This window comes from Sphaerimonospora cavernae (assembly GCF_042435035.1).
GTDB classification, from domain to species: domain Bacteria; phylum Actinomycetota; class Actinomycetes; order Streptosporangiales; family Streptosporangiaceae; genus Sphaerimonospora; species Sphaerimonospora cavernae.
Genome location: NZ_JBHMQT010000006.1, coordinates 311,701 through 325,990 on the forward strand (window position 1 = coordinate 311,701; position 14,290 = coordinate 325,990).

The 14,290-nt window shown below is 65.5% G+C and carries 15 protein-coding genes, 5 tRNA genes and 1 pseudogene; 11 read left to right on the forward strand and 10 right to left on the reverse strand.

Features of this window, described 5'->3' with window-relative positions; all coding sequences use genetic code 11:
• Positions 1–119: 119 nt before the first annotated feature.
• Both ACFHYQ_RS06035 and ACFHYQ_RS06040 read right to left on the reverse strand, forming a co-directional pair.
• Positions 120–191: transfer RNA gene (locus tag ACFHYQ_RS06035), tRNA-Lys, on the reverse strand.
• Between the two features lie 134 nt (positions 192–325).
• On the reverse strand, positions 326–1,483 hold the full coding sequence (locus ACFHYQ_RS06040) for an acyl-CoA dehydrogenase family protein (RefSeq protein WP_394300072.1): 1,158 nt from the start codon (positions 1,481–1,483) through the stop codon (positions 326–328).
• A gap of 106 nt (positions 1,484–1,589) precedes the next feature.
• Between ACFHYQ_RS06040 and ACFHYQ_RS06045 the strand changes: the two genes are divergently transcribed.
• Positions 1,590–2,030: a PspC domain-containing protein gene (locus ACFHYQ_RS06045; protein WP_394300073.1), complete on the forward strand. Its 441-nt coding sequence runs from the start codon at positions 1,590–1,592 to the stop codon at positions 2,028–2,030.
• Between the two features lie 11 nt (positions 2,031–2,041).
• Here the strand turns inward: ACFHYQ_RS06045 and ACFHYQ_RS06050 are convergent, their stop codons facing one another.
• Both ACFHYQ_RS06050 and ACFHYQ_RS06055 read right to left on the reverse strand, forming a co-directional pair.
• The gene (locus ACFHYQ_RS06050; protein ID WP_394300074.1) at positions 2,042–3,346 is read right to left on the reverse strand and encodes an MFS transporter; all 1,305 of its coding nucleotides are present in this window, start codon (positions 3,344–3,346) and stop codon (positions 2,042–2,044) included.
• A gap of 197 nt (positions 3,347–3,543) precedes the next feature.
• Positions 3,544–3,924 (reverse strand): metallopeptidase family protein, encoded by a 381-nt coding sequence (locus tag ACFHYQ_RS06055; RefSeq protein WP_394300129.1) that lies wholly within the window; start codon positions 3,922–3,924, stop codon positions 3,544–3,546.
• On the opposite strand from ACFHYQ_RS06055, the pseudogene ACFHYQ_RS06060 reads away from it, so the two are divergent.
• The 5 genes and pseudogenes from ACFHYQ_RS06060 to ACFHYQ_RS06080 form a co-directional block, all read left to right on the forward strand.
• Positions 3,883–4,122: pseudogene (locus tag ACFHYQ_RS06060) on the forward strand (hypothetical protein); the annotation flags it as partial. The gene ACFHYQ_RS06055 and the pseudogene ACFHYQ_RS06060 overlap by 42 nt on opposite strands.
• A gap of 54 nt (positions 4,123–4,176) precedes the next feature.
• Positions 4,177–5,907, forward strand: a complete 1,731-nt coding sequence (locus ACFHYQ_RS06065; RefSeq protein WP_394300075.1) for a metallophosphoesterase family protein — start codon at positions 4,177–4,179, stop codon at positions 5,905–5,907.
• A tRNA-Glu gene (locus ACFHYQ_RS06070) sits at positions 5,908–5,980 on the forward strand. It abuts the gene before it with no gap.
• A gap of 105 nt (positions 5,981–6,085) precedes the next feature.
• A tRNA-Asp gene (locus ACFHYQ_RS06075) sits at positions 6,086–6,160 on the forward strand.
• Positions 6,161–6,180: 20 nt separating this feature from the next.
• Positions 6,181–6,257, forward strand: a tRNA-Phe gene (locus ACFHYQ_RS06080).
• Between the two features lie 80 nt (positions 6,258–6,337).
• Here the strand turns inward: ACFHYQ_RS06080 and ACFHYQ_RS06085 are convergent.
• On the reverse strand, positions 6,338–6,697 hold the full coding sequence (locus ACFHYQ_RS06085) for a hypothetical protein (RefSeq protein ID WP_394300076.1): 360 nt from the start codon (positions 6,695–6,697) through the stop codon (positions 6,338–6,340).
• A 114-nt stretch (positions 6,698–6,811) separates the two neighbouring features.
• Positions 6,812–7,057, reverse strand: a complete 246-nt coding sequence (locus ACFHYQ_RS06090) for a tyrosine-type recombinase/integrase (RefSeq protein WP_394300077.1) — start codon at positions 7,055–7,057, stop codon at positions 6,812–6,814.
• A gap of 6 nt (positions 7,058–7,063) precedes the next feature.
• On the opposite strand from ACFHYQ_RS06090, the gene ACFHYQ_RS06095 reads away from it, so the two are divergent.
• Positions 7,064–7,495, forward strand: a complete 432-nt coding sequence (locus ACFHYQ_RS06095; protein WP_394300078.1) for a hypothetical protein — start codon at positions 7,064–7,066, stop codon at positions 7,493–7,495.
• Between the two features lie 152 nt (positions 7,496–7,647).
• Here the strand turns inward: ACFHYQ_RS06095 and ACFHYQ_RS06100 are convergent, their stop codons facing one another.
• Both ACFHYQ_RS06100 and ACFHYQ_RS06105 read right to left on the reverse strand, forming a co-directional pair.
• A complete protein-coding gene (locus ACFHYQ_RS06100; RefSeq protein ID WP_394300079.1) occupies positions 7,648–7,956 on the reverse strand; it encodes a hypothetical protein in 309 nt (102 codons plus the stop codon).
• On the reverse strand, positions 7,953–8,198 hold the full coding sequence (locus ACFHYQ_RS06105) for a hypothetical protein (protein ID WP_394300080.1): 246 nt from the start codon (positions 8,196–8,198) through the stop codon (positions 7,953–7,955). Before ACFHYQ_RS06105 ends, ACFHYQ_RS06100 begins: the two co-directional genes overlap by 4 nt.
• 102 nt (positions 8,199–8,300) lie before the next feature.
• On the opposite strand from ACFHYQ_RS06105, the gene ACFHYQ_RS06110 reads away from it, so the two are divergent.
• On the forward strand, positions 8,301–8,732 hold the full coding sequence (locus ACFHYQ_RS06110; protein ID WP_394300081.1) for a GntR family transcriptional regulator: 432 nt from the start codon (positions 8,301–8,303) through the stop codon (positions 8,730–8,732).
• 1,110 nt (positions 8,733–9,842) lie between these two features.
• Here the strand turns inward: ACFHYQ_RS06110 and ACFHYQ_RS06115 are convergent.
• Positions 9,843–10,856, reverse strand: a complete 1,014-nt coding sequence (locus tag ACFHYQ_RS06115; RefSeq protein ID WP_394300082.1) for a S1 family peptidase — start codon at positions 10,854–10,856, stop codon at positions 9,843–9,845.
• A 44-nt stretch (positions 10,857–10,900) separates the two neighbouring features.
• Positions 10,901–11,287, reverse strand: coding sequence for a hypothetical protein (locus ACFHYQ_RS06120; protein ID WP_394300083.1), 387 nt, complete (start codon positions 11,285–11,287; stop codon positions 10,901–10,903).
• Positions 11,288–11,804: 517 nt separating this feature from the next.
• Here ACFHYQ_RS06120 and ACFHYQ_RS06125 point away from each other — a divergent pair.
• The 3 genes from ACFHYQ_RS06125 to ACFHYQ_RS06135 all read left to right on the forward strand — a co-directional run bounded on the left by ACFHYQ_RS06125 (position 11,805) and on the right by ACFHYQ_RS06135 (position 13,652).
• Positions 11,805–12,626 (forward strand): HAD family hydrolase, encoded by an 822-nt coding sequence (locus ACFHYQ_RS06125; RefSeq protein ID WP_394300084.1) that lies wholly within the window; start codon positions 11,805–11,807, stop codon positions 12,624–12,626.
• Positions 12,595–12,667 (forward strand) — tRNA-Phe (locus ACFHYQ_RS06130). The genes ACFHYQ_RS06125 and ACFHYQ_RS06130 overlap by 32 nt, the downstream gene beginning before the upstream one ends.
• A 130-nt stretch (positions 12,668–12,797) precedes the next feature.
• Positions 12,798–13,652: a hypothetical protein gene (locus ACFHYQ_RS06135; RefSeq protein WP_394300085.1), complete on the forward strand. Its 855-nt coding sequence runs from the start codon at positions 12,798–12,800 to the stop codon at positions 13,650–13,652.
• Positions 13,653–14,290 lie beyond the last annotated feature (638 nt).

Genomic DNA, 14,290 nt, shown 5'->3' on the forward strand with positions numbered 1-14,290 from the left:
GCTGCGCGACCATGCGGGACGCCTGACCGCCCTGGACGAGCCGCACAACGGCAACCCGAAACGCGACCGGGCAGACTATCGAGCGATCATCACTCGGGAGTCTGCCCAGCTCGTTGAGGTGGGGCGCCAGGGACTCGAACCCTGAACCGACGGATTAAAAGTCCGCAGCTCTGCCATTGAGCTAGCACCCCTTGCCGACACGGGCCGACAGACCGAACGGGCCGGCCGACACGTCGGGTCGTGCTTCGCGAAACACGTCCCAGATGCAGGGTACAGAGCGTACCCGCCATCCGGCGACGCGCTTTCGCACGATCACGATACCCGGTCAGCGGAAGGCATCGAGATCGGTGAGCGCCTTGCCCAGCGTCAGCAGATGCACTTCCTGCGTGCCCTCATAGGTCAGCACGGACTCCAGATTGTTCATGTGCCGGATCACCGGGTACTCGAGCGTCACGCCGTTGGCGCCCAGCACGGTCCTGGCCTGGCGGGCGATGTCCAGCGCGGCCCGGACGTTGGCCAGCTTGCCGAAACTGACCTGCCGAGGCTTGAGCGTGCCCGCGTCCTTGAGCCGGCCCAGGTGCAGCGCGGTGAGTCCGGCCTGGCCGAGGGCCACCGCCATCCAGGCCAGCTTCTCCTGGGTGAGCTGGAAGGCTCCGATCGGCCTGCCGAACTGCACGCGCGTCCTGGCGTAGTCGACCGCCGCCTCCAGGCAGGCCCGGGCCGCGCCCACGACCCCCCACAGGATCCCGAACCGCGCCTCGGTGAGGCAGGAGAGCGGGCCCTTCAGGCCGGTCACCCCCGGCAGCACGGCCGACGCGGGCAGCCGTACGTCGTCGAAATAGAGGGACGACGTGACCGAGGCGCGCAGCGACATCTTGCGGTGGATCTCCGGCGCGGAGAATCCCGGGGCCGAGGTGGGGACGACGAAGCCCCGGATGCCATCGTCCGTCTGCGCCCACACCACGGCCACGTCGGCGATCGAGCCGTTGGTGATCCACATCTTGGCGCCGTTGAGCATCCAGTCGCCCGACGGGTCCTGTTTGGCGGTGGTGCGCATCCCGGCGGGGTCCGAGCCGTGGTCCGGCTCGGTCAGGCCGAAGCACCCGATGGCCTCCCCGGACGCCATCCGGGGCAGCCACTCCCGCTTCTGCTCCTCCGAGCCGTACTTCCAGATCGGGAACATGGCCAGCGACCCCTGCACGGACACGAACGACCGGAGCCCCGAGTCGCCCGCCTCCAGCTCACGGCAGGCCACGCCGTACGAGACGGCGTCGAGGCCGGCGCAGCCGTACCCCTCGAGGTGCATGCCGAGCATGCCGAGCGAGCCGAGCACGGGGGCGAGTTCGCGCGCCGGGAAGACGCCCTGCTCGAACCAGTCCCCGACGTGGGGGAGGACCCGGTCGGTGACGAAGCCCGCGACGGAGTCCCTGACCATGCGATGTTCGGGTGTGAGCTGGTCATCGAGCTCGAGGAGGTCGTCCATGGGGGTCAGCGTATCCGGGAAAGGGCCGGGACATCCGGGACGGGTCGGGGTATCGCCAGGGGGAATCCCGATGTGCGCGGAGGCATGAAACGGGCACTCTGAAGTCATGAACGAGATGAACACCAACGGTTCGGTCAAGCGGCTCCAGCGCTCCGACAACGGCAAGATCATCGCAGGTGTCTGCTCCGGTGTCGGAGAGTACATCGGCGTCGACCCCAACATCCTGCGCCTGGCGTTCGCGGTCGCCAGCCTCTTCGGCGGCCTCGGTATCGGCGTGTACGCGGTGGCCTGGCTTCTCCTCCCCGAGAAGGACAAGAACACCTCCATCGCCCAGGACCTGATCGACAAGAACAAGGACGGCCGCGTCTGGCACGAGGCCAAGGCGAAGTGGCAGGACGTGCAGAGCAACTGGTCGCACCCGAACCAGCAGGACCACGGCGGGCAGGCGAACAACCCCTACCAGCCGTACGGCACGCAGCAGACGGGCTACGAGCAGCACCCGTACGGCCAGGCCCCGGCCGCCGACCGCCCCGAGGACAGGCCGTAGGCCTGACCGCCTCAGGCCTCGTTGGCGGCCCGGACCCTGGCGATGATCTCTCTACGGGAACCGGTCCAGAGCATGGTCAGCATGGCCGCGACGGACAGCCCGGCCACGCCGGCCAGCGCGATCACGGGCTCTGGACCGAACTCCTCGGCGGCGACGCCGCCGATGAGGATGCCGAGTCCCTGGACGGCCAGCAACCCGGACTGCACGAGCCCGAACGCCTGCCCACGCCCGGCCGGCGGAACACACTGGACGAAAGCGGCGTTCGCCGCCAACTGGTAGGCGCCGCCGACGCCGGACAGCACCCAGAGCGCGAGGACGGCCTCCAGCGGGGGCTCCATCGCACACAGCATGAGGGGAGCACAGGTCAGCATGGCCAGCCACCCCATCCCGCGCAGCCGTCCGGTCGGCGTGACGAAGCGCCCGAACAGGAACGCGCCGACGACCGTCCCGGCCGGCATCGCGGCCATCAGCAGACCTGTGATCACCGGCACGGACAGCCTGCCGTCGTCGAGCTCCGCGGCGTACGGCACCGCGATGCCCTCGGGCAGCACGTAGAACCCGCACAGCCAGGCGAACGCCACGAGCGTGCGCAGCCGCCGGTCCCCGAAGACCAGCCGCGCTCCGGCCCTCGTCATCGACCACATGGACGTCCGCCCGTCGCCGTCGTCCCGCAGCGGCGCGGGCCGTCGCCGTACCCCCGCGACGATCGCCAGCGCGGAGGCGAGGAACGTCGAGCAGTCCAGCGCGAGCGCACGGTACGGCCCGAGGCTCGCGATGACGGCCCCGCCGACGGCGAAGCCGAGCATCTGGACGGCCTGGTTGGTCACGTTCTGGAGGGCGGAGCCCACCACGTACCGGTCTCCATCGAGCACCTCGGGCAGCAGCGCCGCGCGGGCCGCCGAGAACGGCGCGCCGAGCAGTACCACGCAGAAGACGAGCGTGCAGAGCGCGGCGAACGGCATGCCGGGCACGGCCATCACCGCGAGCAGCAGGGCCCGCAGGAGGTCGCAGCACAGCATCACCCGCCTGCGGGGGTAGCGGTCGGCCAGCCCGGCCAGCAGCGGCCCGCCCAGGATGGGCGGCAGATAGGTCAGCGCGTAGACGGCGGCCGTGGCGAGGGCGGACTCGGTGCGCTGGTAGACGAGGACGGCGAGCGCCACCTGGGCGAGCTGGTCGCCGAGCAGCGACAGGATCTGCCCGAACCACAGTGCGCGGAACTCCCTGACGGAGACGACCTCACCGTAGGTGACCCGAGGCTCGGGCGGACGGCGATGCCTTCCTGAGAGCCTGCCGGTGCCGGGCTTCGTGGCCGCCATCTCACTCCGAATGCTGCTCCTGCTGCTCCGCCGGCTCGACCACCGTGACGACCTCGGCTGATCAGCGACCGTGACGGCTCATCGGGCGGCGCACTCGGACATCGCGCACCCGTGACCCGCTGGATCACCTTACCTGACCTACTGTGGCTATTCTGTTACACAGAGTGCCGGTGTGTACGGCCAATCGCAAGGAGTGGTCACCAACCGAGCGCGTGGAGCCGGTCATCGTCGATCCCGAAGTGGTGGGCGATCTCATGGACGACGGTGATCGTCACCTCCTCGACCACGTCGGCCTCGGTTTCGCAGATCTCCAGCGTCGGATTGCGATAGATCTCGATGTGGTCCGGCAGGACTCCCGAATACCATCCGCCGCGTTCGGTCAGTGGGATGCCGGTGTAGAGCCCGAGGAGCCCGGGCTCGGGCGGGTCGTCCACGACCACGACCACCACGTTGTCCATCAGCTTGGCCAGCTCGGGCGGGATCGTGTCCAGCGCGTCGGCCACGAGCTCCTCGAACCTCTTCAGCGGGACGTCGATCACGCCCCCATCGTGGCATCCCGTCCGTTTTATGGCGAGCATGGCTTCCCGACGGGTGTGCTCTTCGTCGAGCAACTGGTCCGTGCCGGTCTCACCAGGACCGATGCGCTGTGGGGATTGGGTACGCTTGCGCATTCCCCGGGCGGTTTCGTGCTCGAAGAGCAGGCCGGCCGGGAGCGGGGGGCTGACCGAGACCGGGGCCACAGAGCGAGGCCTCGTCCGAGCATGGTTTGCCGCTGATTTCGGCGGGCATACGGGCGCGGCCGGCGACGAATCCGGGTAAAGAGAAAGGCAATGAGGACCTTGGCGTGGAAGGAGGCCGGTCGACGGCTGGTCAGCGGTCGTACGGCGCGGATTGCGGCTGTAGTCCTGGCCGCCGTCATCGGGGGATGGCTGGGCCTGGCGCTCGGCGCCTCCACACAGACCTCCATCGGCCCGGCGGACATCGGAATGTCGCTGGCGCCTTCCTGGACCGGCGAGACCGTCGTGGACGTCCGCCCGCTCGGCACACTCAACTTCAAGACCCACAACAGCCCGGTGCGGCTCGACCTCACCATCGAGGCGGTCCATCCGGAGATGGCCGAAGAGATCATCAAGGATCCCCGGTGGGCCGACCGCCTGTCCGCGACGATCGAGCGGGACGCGATCGAAGGGCTGCGTACCCTCGCCATCCGCGCCGCGCTGTTCGCGGTCGCCGCCGGCTTCCTGACCGGGCTGGTCGTCTTCCGGCGTCTCTCCAGGGCCGCCTGGACCGCGGCCACCTCACTGATCATGGTCGTCGTCCTCGGCGGGCTGTCGGCGTTGACCTTCGACCCCCGCTCGGTCGCCGAGCCCCGTTATACGGGCCTGCTGACCGGCGTTCCGTCCCTGATCGGCAACGCCGAGTCGATCGTGAACCGGTTCTCGGAATATCGCGGGCAGCTCGCCAAGCTCGTGGCCAACGTGTCGCAGCTCTACGAGGCCGGGTCACTACTGCCGATCTTCGATCCGGATCCCGAGATGATCCGCGTGTTACACGTCTCCGACCTCCACATCAACCCGATCGGCTGGAACGTGATCAGGTCCCTGAAGGACCAGTTCAACGTGGACATGATCATCGACACGGGCGACATCAGTGACCACGGCACCAAGGCCGAGAACGAGTTCGTCAAGGAGATCGGCCGCCTCGGGGTGCCGTACGTCTTCGTACGTGGGAACCACGACTCGATGAAGACCCAGCGGGCGGTGGCCAAGCAGAAGAACGCGATCGTGCTGGACGACGAGGCGGCGACGGTCAAGGGGCTGCGCATCTACGGCCTTGGCGACCCGCGGTTCACTCCGGACAAATCCGTACAGGTGGCGGGGGACTCGGACGAGGCGCTCCACGCGCTCGGCGGTGCCCACGCGGCCCGGCTCGCCCCTCCGGAACCGATCGCGCCCTCGCCCGCGCCTTCTGCGTCGCCTTCCGCGTCGCCTTCCGCGTCGCCTTCCGCGTCGCCTTCCGCGTCGCCTTCCGCGTCGCCCTCTGGGGCGCCCTCGCCTTCCGTGTCGCCCCCGGCCCCGGACGCGGGAAAGATCGCCGCCGACGTCGTGGCTGTGCACGACCCGAACGTTGGGCGCGGATTCTCGGGGTATATCCCGCTTGTGCTGTCCGGTCATGCTCACCAACGATCGACCGAGCTGCTGCCCACCGGGACCCGGCTGATGGTTCAGGGTTCCACCGGGGGAGCCGGCCTGCGCGGCCTCGAACATGATGAGCCGACCCCGCTGGCGGCTTCCGTGCTCTACTTCAGCAAGACCAATCACAGGCTTGAGGCCTGGGACGACATCACCGTCGGCGGGCTGGGCGAGCAGTCGATCCAGGTGGAGCGTCACCTGGAGCCGGAGCCTGGCCGTACAATTTTCCCGGAGCCGAAAGAGATCCCTCCGCCGGGGGGAACGATCACCGGCTCCCCGTCGCCGTCCACTTTGGCATCAGGGGCAAACGTCCCCTATGCTTCAGAGGTCTCCGACGGAAGACGTCACGGAACAGGGCGCCATCCCTGAGCCCCCATCGTCTAGCGGCCTAGGACACCGCCCTTTCAAGGCGGCGGCACGGGTTCGAATCCCGTTGGGGGCACGTGCGAGCTCCGGCTCACCGGGAAAACGAGAGGTCGAAGGCCTCCGGAGAACTGGTAAGCTGAGCTAGCCGAGCAAGACGGAAGCGAAATCTTCCGAACATAGAGGTCCTGTAGAGCAGTTTGGAGTGCTCGCCACCCTGTCAAGGTGGAGGTCGCGGGTTCAAGTCCCGTCAGGACCGCGTACGGCGGCAGCCGCCGAGGTCAGGTAGCTCAGTTGGTACGAGCGTCCGCCTGAAAAGCGGAAGGTCGGCAGTTCGACCCTGCCCCTGACCACCACCCTTGAACAGCCAAAACGCCCCGAACGGTTCACCGTCCGGGCGTTTTTGTTTTGTTTGACGACAACGCTGACGACAACGCTACCGAACTCGTGATTCGGCTCCAGCGATGATCTTCTCCTGGTTGTACTCAAGACTGGCTAACAGCGTCGCTGCCGCAGCGTCCGGTTCCCTGTTCAGCCTATGAAGCACCCAGCCCAACGGAGAGGTTCTGAAGATCACGAAGACCGTGCGTGCTTCTTCCAAACTGTCGAGCTGCTCAGGGACGACCAGGATGTTTCGGGCTTCTAGCGCCTCTCGGATGCGGGACATCAGAAGCTTGCTGTTCTTCTTCTGATCAAGCTCTGGGTGATCCGCAAGGAAGGCTCTCTTCAGTGTCCCGAGTGTGTAGCACACGGTGCCATGGGCCTCTACGTCAGCAGCGACTTCAGCGATTCCCAACACTGGCTCCTTAGTATCAGATGATGATTCGATCTTGTAGCCTGGCGGCCAGGTCTTGAAAATAAAGAATGCCTCGATCCGATCAAGATCGAGGCATTTTCAGTGCGTTCAGGCTCAGCGGAGGGCATCACCGAGCTTGCCGAGGGCCGCGCGCTTCTCATCGAGGGAGGTATGGGCGTAGATCGTCATCGTGACCTCGATGTCGGAGCGCCCGACGATCTCGCGGACGATATGAGGCGGTATGCCCAGGTCAAGCAGGAGGCTTACGCAGGTGTGGCGGAGGCCGTGAAGCCGTACCGGTCCGAGTCCGGCCGCCTTGCGGATCTCGCCCCAGCTTCGCCGTAGGTTGTCCGGCTCCATCGGAGTGTGGTCGAGACCCACCGGTACGGCAACGTCTACGCCGTCGACCGCCACCGCATCGAGGAGATGACCGCCGCTGGGCATGTCCCCGTTGCGCACATGGGCAACATCGCCGACCTGCGCGCCCTCGTCGGGCATCAGGCGGACGGATGGCTGCGCGTGCTGCTGTGGGTCCCGCGCGAGGTCACCGAACACCGCTCCACGGAGCGCGGGGATGTCGACACCGCGGCGCGGCTTCGAGCATGGGACGAGGCCCGCGCCGATCTGACCGTCAACGCCGATGAGGCGTTCTTCCACCTGCGGTTGTTCACCGATCGATTGGACGCCGAGGCTGCCGCGTGCGAGATTGCCGCCGCGTTCGACGTGCTGGCAAAGGCGGCGGCTCCTCACGGGGTGGCAGGTCGTCGGGGTGGCGTGGTTGTACGTCCGCCGGGATGAGGTCGATCCGCCACCAGGTCCAGCAGCCGGCGCATTGGGCGCCGCTGGGTACGCCGTTGCCGGGCCAGGTCCAGCACACGATGTGATGACCGCAGCCGGCCATAAGCGCCCCTCCGCATCGTCCGCTGTCGGCCCGGCGAGTTCCGGCGAGGTCACCGCGCCTGACCCATGAGAACCTGCAACCACAGGCGCTCAGCCTCCGGAGAGCGCAGCCACTCGGACTCATGAACCAGCACCTCGTCAGAGCGGTAGAGACGGCGGACGAAGTACAGCCCGCCACCCTGGCACAGCTCATACACGATCGGCTTGCAGTCGCAGGTGTGACGGCGGACCCGGACGCGGTCGGCCCGTGGCAGGCTCTCGCGCCAGTTCACCCGCTCATACCCCTCCTGAGGTGCTGCGGCGTGCAGGCCCGGACAGGACCGGATGAACCTGATCAACTCGGCATCGGTCTCATTCACGATGGCCAAGCCCCCTCAACACGCTCGGCCAGCCGCGCCGCGATCTCGGCCTGTCTCTCCAACTCGGTCACCAGCGCAGGGGCGTCATCGCTGCACACCGTCAACGCCATCCCCGCCACGAACTGCTCACTGCTGAGAGAGATCGCTCGCCGTGTGGCGCACCAGCCGCCCGAGCCGGTTTCGGATGTACTCCGCCAGATCACCCACTCCGGGAACTGGGCCACTAGCTCCTGAAGGTTCACCGAAGCCCCCGATCAAGAGAGAACCATGCTTGAGGCCAATGTAGCTAGGTACGTACATACGTGCAATCGGATGCGCCTACGCTGCTACATAGCTTCAGCACCATGACGATCGACCCCAACGCCGACCGCCCGGTCTACAAGCAACTCGCCGACCTGATCAGGGCACGCATCGAGTCGGGGGAGTACCGCCCAGGGCAGAGGCTTCCGGCAGAGAACCATTACGTCGCCGAGTACGGCATCTCCCGCGACTCGGTACGCCGTGCCATCGCCGTACTCCGAGGAGAGGGGCTGATCGTGACCAAGCTGCGAGGCTCACGCGTTCGAGAGGCGGGAGACGCCGACACCATCTCCATAGCCCCAGGCACCCAGGTGACCGCTCGCATGCCGACCGAGCCGGAACGCAAGCAACTCGGGATCGCTGAGGGCGTCCCAATCCTGGTCATCACCGAGACGCACGGCGAGACCCGCAAGCTACCCGCAGACCGGGCCATCATCGAGGCCAGCACGGAAGCCAGCACCGACAGGGCCGGATGAGTATTTTCTCTACGTCTTCAAGGCGGTCCGCCTACGGCGGCCCGCGTCGCGCGCCGGTCGGCCAGCCGGCCGGACATGCGGCTCTTCGGCCGGTCCCGGCCGGCGCCGCCCGCGCGCTCCCTTGCCACCGAGAGCACACGCCTCAGACGAGCGACGACCCCACCACCACGGCCAGCACCGGGACCAGGACGCCGCGGACCTGTCAGCCGAGGAGCCGAGGGAAGAATCGCAAGGGGCTCCGCCCCCTGCACCCCCGGCCCTCCTCAGAGATGAGCCGGAAAGGTGCGGGTGGCCGGGTGGTCATCTCCTCGCCGGCCACCCCGAGGGATGCCAGACCAGCCGCCCGAGGTCAAGCCGTCGAGTGCAGGCAGGCCAACCAGCAAGCGCGGAAGGTCACCGGGACACATGTACACGCGAACGACGGCTTGACCCCAGACGTCCGGCCCGGCATGGCTACGCCTGCCCGACGAGGAGATGACCATCCAGCGGGGCTTGGGCTACTCCCCTTCAGTCAGTCAGGACTGACCGTAATGCCCGAGGGGTCAATAGTGAAGAATCCATCATGTGCGCCGCATTCTCCAGGCGGCGGCACGGCTTGAGGGTAGGCGGGATGCGACTGGGGCAGCGGAGTCCCTCCCCCGCTGAAGGTGTCCCCTTCGAAGATCTCTCCTACGCCGGGGATCGCAACTCCGCGTCTCCCATCCCTGGCCCGGAGCGGTGAAGTTCCTTTCGGCCACAGGGGGATGAGCACCTTACGATCACGGATGCGGACGACGGCCAGGCACGATTCCTTCTCGATCCATGTGAGTCGGGCGGTCAGAAACATCAGATCGCTCCACCCTTGATCGTGCAAGAGGATGACGGGATCGGCACCGACTGTCCAGTGGCAGACGGTTGTTGAGCAGGGTGCTGGGGCAACTGTACGGGGGACTGTAGGTTGAGCGCTTGGGTGCGGAGATGTGCAGGCCTGTATGCCCAATAACCCGACGAGCATGATGACGAGAACTTCTCGCCTCATTGGGAGCGCACCTCCGTGAAAGATGGAGCCAAGATCGAGACTGGGCCGCATGGCACCTCAATGCGTGTGTGCCATGACGGCCCAGCAGAAGCCTAGCGAGTCCAGACGTAGTATTTCGCTCCGTTGTAGAACCTGTTCACTGGCGTGAAGGCGCAGAACCTGCCCTCGACAAGCGACGCAGCACCCTTAAGGACGCCATACGCCTCCGCGCCGTTGTAGAAGGGCCCGCCGCTGTCCCCAAACCAGCACGTAGTCTCCGTGGCGGGGATGCTGGTCACCACCTGACCGCCGACACCGCCGATGGTGTGGTTGAGCTTCTTGACGGTGCCGCAGCGTCGTCCGGTTGTCTGTCCATACTTGCAGACCGGGTCGTTGATGGACGGGCCAGGGGACTGAAAGTCAGCGTAGCGTTTGGCGCCGGAGTCCCAATAGAACGTTCGGGTCGCGGTCAGGGAACCGTGGTCGTACATGCCGATGTCGCCACCAGCACCGATGTATACCCACTTCGAGCGTACGACGCTACTGCCAGGATCGGGAAATTCGTTGCTGTAAACCGCTTGCGCAGTCTCCGCACAATGGCCTGCCGTGCCGAGTCGCTTGGTTTTGCCGCTCTCGGAGATCAGGTTGAAGTTGGAGGTGCAGTAGTCGCCGCCGCCGTATCCCAGTCGGCCTCCACCTCGGATGTAGTCGGCGTAATTGGTGCCCAGCGGCCCCTCACCGATCGACACCTTGACCTGGATGTTCGGATCGGCTATTGCTGGGACAGCAATCTCTCGCAGCTTGTCGGCAGCCAGTGTGGCGCTTGCACGTGATGATGGCACTACCAGGGCTTCCACGGATCCACGCCGAGGGTCGTACCAGGTTGCGACATCCTTCACATCGGGATTGCCACGGAGCGCCTTATGCAGCCGATTCTGCGCATCAGGCAGGTCGACTTCGGCGTAGCCGAGGTTGCCGCGCAACTCGACCTGGACTGGGAGCGTCTTGGCTAGCGAAATGGCTTGGGGCGGGATTGTTCCCTTGAAACCGATCCAGACGTTGCCGTTGTCCTCGTTCGCGAACCCGGACAGTTCTTTGGGGAAGGTTGCGGAAAGTTTGTGAGCCACGCGTGAGGTGTACTTGTGGTAACCGAACCGTTCAATCGCGTCCTCTAGTGAATCTGTTCGGCTTCTGCCATTCCCTGCAGGTCGATGAGCTGCACGGCTGACAGATCATCGATCATGACGTCAGGGGTTGAAACAGGGCCATCGGGCCAGTTGGCGGTTGCGGCGGTGTTGTTCTTGGCTGCTTCGTTGACATAGGTCGCTATGGCCTTCTCCAGCGGGATGCCCTGTTTTGCTGCCGCCGCCTTGATGCTGACGAGTGTGGGCCTGGCGATTCGCGACTGCTGTTCGGCGGTCAGTATGATGCTGTCGGCCGGGCTTGTAGAGGTTGAAGCAGCCGCAGGAGTCCCGAAACCACTCGGCAATACCAACAGGGGTAGAGCGAGCATGGTGAGCACTTTCGAACGTCTGGCGCGCTTGAGGGATAGTCGCACCCATTTCCTCCTGACTTGTTATGGAACTGCTACAGTACTAGAGATCATCGTCAACAAGCGGGGGTTGGGTTACAAGCGGCCGGGATCGACCGTTATAGTTTCGTTATCTGATGCTTTCCTGTCCACAGCGCTCGATCCCGGAACTAACAGTATTTTCGGCGCTACGTAAGTAGGGAATATGGCTGCGGGGATACTGCGAGCTACCGAAACACCGACGGCAGACTCCGTCACATAACTTCTGCCGTATGGGGTACATCTGCTAGGTGTGCGAAGGACCATCAGGCCGAACGCTACGGACAAGATCCGCGTGGACGGTGTGTGCCAGATACGACCGCGCACGCCGCCGATCACGTAGTCGTCAGCGGTGCACTGGAGGCGATGGAGATCCTTCGTGAGCACGGGTAGTGGAGCGCGACACATACGCGAAATGATCAAAGGGTGATCGACCGCCCGCGACGACATACGCCAAGGTGAGAGGCATGAACACCCCTAGGCGAAAACTGCTCTCCTAAAGCGGGTGCTTTTGCTGGCCATCGGCCGGTGTGCTGTGGAGCGGTGGGTGATCGGCTACGGTGTGCTCGTGCAGCGGCTTGCGCTTTTTGACCTGGACAACACGCTCATAGATCTGGATCAGGCGTTCCGGGTGTGGGCTGGGGAGTTCGTCGACGAGCATGGTTTGGGACCCGAGGCGGTTGACGGGCTGATCGAGCTTGGGGCCGGCTACCCGCACCGTGAGGTGTTCTTCACGAAGGTCCGCGAGCGCTTCGCCCTGCCCGATCCCGTCGAGGAACTATGGGGCTGCTATCGGCGGCGGATGCCGTACCTCGTGCGCTGTCGGCCCGAAGTCCTGGGCGGCCTGGCCCGGCTACGCGCGTCTGGATGGCGCGTGGCGATCGTCACCAACGGGATGGCGGACAACCAGCTTGGGAAGATCCAGCAGACCGGGTTGGCCGTGTCCGTGGACGCCTATGCGCTGTCGGGAGCCGAAGGAATCCGCAAGCCCGAGGTCGGTCTGTTCGAGATCGCGGCCAAGCGTTGCGGTGTGACGCTCGCCGAGAGCGGATGGATGATCGGTGACAACCTGACCGCTGACATAGCCGGCGGACGCGCCGCCGGTCTCCGTACGATCTGGGTCGACCGCGGAGCCTGGCCCGGTGTCGACCACCAGGCCGACCACGTCGTGACTGACGTACTCCAGGCCATCGAGATTCTTGAGCGGCACGGCGGGTGTGACGACAGCGCTGACGACAACGTCGGCCACCATGAGCGCGCGTCGGCATCCTTACAGCACCGCTGGCCTCGGGACGGATCGGGGGAACAGGGTGATTGTTCCGCCTGAAAAGCGGAAGGTCGGCAGTTCGACCCTGCCCCTGACCACCACCCCTGAACAGCCCAAACGCCCCGAGCGGTCACACTCCGGGGCGTTTTTGATCTCCAGTGACAGCCTCGCCGCCTCCGCTGCTGGGCCTTCCATGGCAGGCTGATGCTCGTGTGGTTTCTTCCTTGGCCTGTGGCGAAGGATCCGGGTCATGGCACGGTGTTGCCCAGGGCACTTCGGACCGTTCGCGCCGTCGAAACCACCACAATGATTGAGTTGTTACGTGAGACCTCAGGCTCCGCTAAACCGCAGGCCACCGAGCTTATGGCTGCTCACCTTGCTCCGGGAGGAATTCACTATGTGATCCCGCGGCCACGTAAGTCCTGGGATGCGCACGTCGAAGGCTGCTTCTCCGCGGCCATGATGCTCAGAATGAACGACGGTGCGCTCATCATGAGCGGACTTCACAGGCCTGTCCCAATGCTGCGTTTCCAGCAGCTTCCTAAGACGCTGCCACGGTGGGAGGAGTACCGGACAGCGCGACGTGCGACGGGTATCAGACGGGACTTCCATGTGTGGTTCCGTGATCACCGGCACGACCACAGTTGCAAGCGCCGGCACTGCATTGAAGAACGTGAAGGCCACTGCTCCTGCTTCACGTTTTTGGAAGACATGCGGACAGCACGTGACCGGCCCGCCGGATTGGAGATGGGTTCAGCGCAGGAGGCCATAAGGCTCTTGATGGCCAGGGGGTTCGTTGAGATCCGAGCCGACAGCCACTTTGTGCAGCGCGCGTTGGCCGCTGGGGATATGGACGCGGCACTGAGGCGTCTGGCGCAGCTGCGCCTGATCGCGGACGTGTGTCACAACCTTCCGCACGATTTTTTCCCCAAGAGGTCCAAGATCCGTGAGCGGAAGGCTATCGAGAGTCTCCGATTCCACCTGCGGGAACTTGACCCTGACGATCGTGCTGCTCAGTGGGTCGTGCGGCAACTGGAAGATCAGGGATTCGACTACGTTCGTGTCCTCCGAGATCGGATCAAATGACAGCACGCTCGGTAACGCCTCCGGAGCGCGCGCCCACTCCGACTCGGTGATCAGCGTCTTTCCTCCGGAGCGGGAGAGACGGCGGACAGCGGACGAAGGAAAGCCCGCCGGCCTGGCACAGCTCATACGCGTTCGCTTTGCAATCACAGGTGTGCCGACGGACCCGCACACGGGGAGCGCGCGGCACGCTCTTGCGCCAGTTCACCCGCTCATACCCCTCCTGAGGTACTGCGGCAGCGTGCAGGCCCGGACAGGAGCGAATGATCCCAAGCCAGTCCGTCATGATCGCACCGCCGTTTCCCTCTGGGCGTCTGAGGGGGTGAGCACCCGCCGGTGGGTGCAAGGTCACCGCCGGCGGGCGCGGTCAGCAGGTGATCCCCTCGGCCTGCTCCGTCAGCCAACTCCGCTTGGCCTGAGGGGGCCACCCGTCCTGTAGCGCCCAGCAGCGGAGCATGCCGCTTGTGGGGCCACGGAGTTCGGCGTCGCGAGAGAACACCCTCCGCAAGGCCGTCCAGGTCCTCAAGGACGAAGGGCTCGTCGAGACCGTCACGGGCATGGGGATCTACGTAGTGCAGTGCGAGAACAGCCCCTCAGAAAGCTGATCGCGCCTACTGGCCTATCGACCAGATCACTATCAG

Bases quoted from the DNA above. Each gene is read 5' to 3' on its own strand.
- ACFHYQ_RS06040 (WP_394300072.1), bottom strand. From the start codon at position 1,483: ATGGACGACCTCCTCGAGCTCGATGACCAGCTCACACCCGAACATCGC.
- ACFHYQ_RS06045 (WP_394300073.1), top strand. From the start codon at position 1,590: ATGAACGAGATGAACACCAACGGTTCGGTCAAGCGGCTCCAGCGCTCC.
- ACFHYQ_RS06050 (WP_394300074.1), bottom strand. From the start codon at position 3,346: ATGGCGGCCACGAAGCCCGGCACCGGCAGGCTCTCAGGAAGGCATCGC.
- ACFHYQ_RS06055 (WP_394300129.1), bottom strand. From the start codon at position 3,924: ATGCTCGCCATAAAACGGACGGGATGCCACGATGGGGGCGTGATCGAC.
- ACFHYQ_RS06065 (WP_394300075.1), top strand. From the start codon at position 4,177: ATGAGGACCTTGGCGTGGAAGGAGGCCGGTCGACGGCTGGTCAGCGGT.
- ACFHYQ_RS06090 (WP_394300077.1), bottom strand. From the start codon at position 7,057: ATGGAGCCGGACAACCTACGGCGAAGCTGGGGCGAGATCCGCAAGGCG.
- ACFHYQ_RS06110 (WP_394300081.1), top strand. From the start codon at position 8,301: ATGACGATCGACCCCAACGCCGACCGCCCGGTCTACAAGCAACTCGCC.